We start from the raw sequence: 4,247 nt of genomic DNA on the forward strand, positions 1-4,247 counted from the left end.
CGAGGAACTCGCCGGCCACCCCCTCACCGGCGCCCGCGTCGCAGACGTCGGCGCGGGCACCGGCATCGCGACCGCCCTGCTGCACGCCCGCGGCGCCGAGGTGATCGCGATCGAACCCGGCGACGGCATGGCGGCCCAGTTCAGCCGGACCCTCCCCGACGTCCCGATCGTCCGGGGCAACGGCAACGCCCTCCCCCTCACCGACCACTCCGTCGACTTCCTCACCTACGCCCAGGCCTGGCACTGGACCGACACCAGCCGCTCGGTCCCGGAAGCGCTCCGCGTACTGCGCCCGGGCGGTGCACTCGCCCTGTGGTGGAACACCGGCGCTGTCGACGTGCCGTGGATCGCGGAGCAGTCGGAACGCATCAGGATCCACTTCGGCATCGACCGCGTCGTGGAGCAGAACGGCAGCGGTGTGCGTGCCGCGCTGGCCGACCCCACCGGCCGCCTCGACTTCGCCCACCGCAGGGTCCGCTGGAGCCGCCACGTTCCGATCGACACCCACCTGGCCAACATCGGCAGCCACTCGGCCTTCCTCGTCCACGACAAGGCGAGCACGAACGCCTTCCTGACCGAGGAGCGGGACCACCTACGAACCGTCTTCCCGGACGAGCTGGTGGAGGAGACCTACGTCGTGGAACTCGTCGTAACCCGCACGCCATGACCCCCTGACGACCACCCCGCCAGGCGTCCGGCGCCCACCGAGTCACCCCGTCACGGGGCCGGCAGCCACCAACTCACCCCGTCACGTGTCCGGCGCCCGCCGCGGCACCACGCACGGCTCCGGCCTGGGGGCTCAACGGTGGGTGGTCGAGCGCGCGTTCGCCCACCTGCACTGGTTCCGCCGACTTCGAATTCGTTGGGAGATACGCGATGACATCCACGAGGCGTTCCTCATCCTCGGCTGCGCTCTGAATCTGCTGGCGGCGCCTGAAATCGCTGCGCTAACACTTCCCAGCGGCGGTTGAAGTCAGCGGCGCCTCAGTCCCGTTCGGTCGTTGCGGAGCGGGCCCGAGGCCAGACCTGTGAACCCGACGCCAACGAGCATGACGGCACAGGCGACGACGGTGACGGTGGCGCCCTGAAGGTCGACGAGCGCACCGAGCACGTTGTTCATGAGCAACAGGGCCACGCTCTGCACGAGTACCAGCACCGCCTGGATCCGCGACAAGTGGGAGTCGGGTGATGACGCGAGAACCAGAGGCGCGATGTGCGCGGAGAACGTCCCGTTACCGACCCCCACGACCAGGCCGGCGGCGACGGCTACGGTCGCGCTGGGGGAGAGACCGAGCGCGAGGACGCCCCCACCCGCCAGGACCAGCGCGCTCGCCGCCATCAGACCAGGCCGCCCCAGCGGCCCGCGCTTCACCACCACCAGGGTGACCGCCACCATGCCCACGCCCTGCGCTCCGAGCACCAGCCCGGCAGTTCCCGCGCCCCACTCCTCCTCGCGTGCGAGCAAGGGGACCAGCAGGGACAGCACGGGCAGCAGGAAACCGGCCGCTGCCCCGGTGAGCCACAGTCCCGGGCGCAGCACAGGATGGGAGAAGGCCACCCGTACCCCGCTCAAGGCTTCCTTGAGGAGACCGTCCGTCTTCGGGGCCGGAGGCACGTCGTGCTGGGGGCGGACGACGGTCAGGACAACCAGGGTGAAGGCGAAGGTGACCGCGTTGACGAAAGCGGCGCCCGCGAACCCGGCCAGGCCGACGAGCACGCCAGCTAGCGGACCGCCTCCCATGTTGATCACCTGGCCGCCGACCTGTCTGAGGGACAACGCGCGAGGCAACTGGGCCTTGGCTACCAGTCGGCGGGGCATAGAGCCCGAGGCCGGTAGATAGAACGCGTCGACGACACCGACCGCAATGCCTGTTGCGATGAGCAACAAGGGCGGGGCTCCCAGGGAGTAGGCGACGGCCGCGAGAGTGAGCGAGAAGATCAGCATCGCCGCGTCGCCGGTGATCAGCACGCGGCGTGCGCTGACGCGGTCGCTGACCGCTCCTCCGACGAGGAGGAGCAGGACGCGGGGCAGCGTGATCGCGCTCAGGGCCAGCCCCGCGATGCTCCCGCCGTACTCGCTGGCCGCCCAGCCGAGGGCGAAGTAGAAGACCGCATTGCCCACGAGCGACACCAGGATGCCGACGAGCCACAGCTTGTAGGCCCGAGGCAGCCGGTCTTGGCCTTGCCTCTCGTCGCATGCCTCCGGGACCGGGACGCCACTGGCTTCCACAGCCTCCTCGGCCGCCTCACCACTGGCCGCCATTGGGCACCCCCCGATTGATTCGACTGATGACGGTGACCACGGCGCCGACGGTGCCACACGGCACTGACATCGGGCCCGCTTGTCGTGGTGCCCGCCTCGGGGCAACTGCTGTAGACCGCTGAAGCTTTACTCGCTCCGGTCAACCATCAGGACTATTTCGTTAGGAGTTCTTAGGGCGTGCAGATCTTTAACTCGTGGCTTTCTGTGTGGTGGTTCGTTGGTCTGGTGTGAGCGGGTTGGAAGAGCAACGGGCTGTGCTGGCAGCCAAGTTCGGGGCGATTCTGCCGCACCTCGACGAGCGGCAGCGTCGCCTGCTGATAGGTGCGGAGGCCCAGTCGCTGGGGCACGGCGGGATCAGAGCGGTTGCCCGCGCCGCCGGTGTCCGTGAGGCCAGGGTGTCTGCCGGAATACGCGAACTCGCCTCCGGAGAGGCCCCGTTGGGACGCATCCGACGGCCCGGCGCCGGCCGCAAACGCGTCGCCGAGCGGAACCCAGCCGTCCGCACAGCGCTTCTCACACTGGTCGAGCCCGACGTCCGCGGGGATCCCATGTCCCCGCTGCGCTGGACCACCAAATCCACCCGCAAGCTCGCCGAGGAACTGACCCGGCAAGGCCACCGGATCTGCGCGGACACGGTGGGCGACCTCCTGCGCGAGGAGGGCTTCAGCCTGCAGAGCAACGCCAAGACCCTGGAAGGCAGGCAGCAATCCCGACCGGGACGCCCAGTTCCACTACCTCAACGAACAGGCCCGCGACCACCAGGACGGCGGGGCCCCGGTGATCAGTGTGGACACGAAGAAGAAGGAGCTGGTCGGCTCGTTCAAGAACAACGGCCGTGAATGGGAGCCGAGAGGCGAGCCGGTGCGGGTCGATACCCACGACTTCCCCGACCGCGAGCTGGGCAGAGCGGTGCCCTACGGCATCTATGACGTCGCCGCGAACACCGGCTGGGTCAACGTGGGCACCGACCACGACACCGCCGCGTTCGCCGTCGAATCCATCCGCCGCTGGTGGAACAGCGCCGGGCGGAGCGCCTATCCCGCGGCCGGCCGGCTGCTGATCACCGCCGACGCGGGCGGCTCCAACGGCTATCGCACCCGCACCTGGAAGACCGAACTCGCCCGATTCGCCGCCGAGTCCGGCCTGACGATCACCGTCTGCCACCTGCCTCCCGGAACATCGAAGTGGAACCGGATCGAGCACCGGCTGTTCTCCCACATCACCATGAACTGGCGGGGCAGGCCCCTGACCAGCCACGAAGTCATCGTCGAGAGCATCGCCGCGACCACCACCAAGACCGGCCTGAGAGTGCATGCCGAGCTCGACACCAACCCCTACCCCACTGGCATCCAGGTCAGCGACGACGAGATCGCCGCCCTGCCGATCACACGCCACCGCTTCCACGGCGACTGGAACTACACCCTCCACCCCCAGCATCCGATAGACGCGGCGACGACCGACAGCACCTCGGCCCAGGCCTCGGCGGGCAGTCCGCCCCGCCTCACGCGGTATTCGCTGCAGGACCCAGAACTGACCGGGATGACCCGCCAACAGCTCAACGAGCTCATCGACGCCCTGACCCCCGCACTGGAGGTTCAACGTGAGTACGTGCTCCGTGCACGCCGCGGTCACGAGCGCCTGGTGGCCCCCGGCACAGGCGCAAAAGCCAAGCTCACTCCAGCGGACCGGATTCTGGTCACGGTGCTCCACCTGCGCAAACTCGCCACCATGGACCTCCTCGGCCAGCTCTTCGGCGTCACCGCCATGACCATCAGCCGCGCGAAACAGGAAGTCCACCCCCTCCTCCAAGCACACGGCCACCCCGTCCGCACCTCCACCGCCCGCCTCCGCACACCAGCAGACGTCGCGACGTTCCTCGCTCTCGACACCGCCAAGACCAAGGTCAAGAAGACAAGTTAAAGATCTGCACGCCCTTAGGGGCGCGGGGCTGTACCGATATGCGGCTCCGCCGCGCCCCTAAGGG

Annotated in this window: 2 protein-coding genes and 2 pseudogenes; 3 read left to right on the top strand and 1 reads right to left on the bottom strand. The window is 68.8% G+C overall.

What is annotated here, in order from left to right; all coding sequences use genetic code 11:
- The coding region (locus AC31A1_RS47645) for a class I SAM-dependent methyltransferase (RefSeq protein ID WP_489659310.1) at positions 1-667 on the top strand (667 nt) is incomplete at its 5' end.
- 94 nt (positions 668-761) lie between these two features.
- A pseudogene (locus AC31A1_RS47650) lies at positions 762-951 on the top strand (transposase); the annotation flags it as partial.
- 22 nt (positions 952-973) lie between these two features.
- Here AC31A1_RS47650 and AC31A1_RS47655 read toward each other — a convergent pair.
- Positions 974-2,263, bottom strand: a complete 1,290-nt coding sequence (locus AC31A1_RS47655; protein ID WP_489659311.1) for an MFS transporter — start codon at positions 2,261-2,263, stop codon at positions 974-976.
- Positions 2,264-2,490: 227 nt separating this feature from the next.
- Here AC31A1_RS47655 and AC31A1_RS47660 point away from each other — a divergent pair.
- Positions 2,491-4,183, top strand: a pseudogene (locus tag AC31A1_RS47660) (ISAzo13 family transposase).
- The last annotated feature ends 64 nt before the right edge of the window (positions 4,184-4,247 follow it).

The sequence above is a fragment of the Streptomyces sp. P5F9 genome (genome assembly GCF_057961495.1).

What these genes read in the sequence shown, in the direction of transcription:
- AC31A1_RS47655 (WP_489659311.1), bottom strand. Translation starts at nt 2,263, where the DNA reads ATGGCGGCCAGTGGTGAGGCGGCCGAGGAGGCTGTGGAAGCCAGTGGC.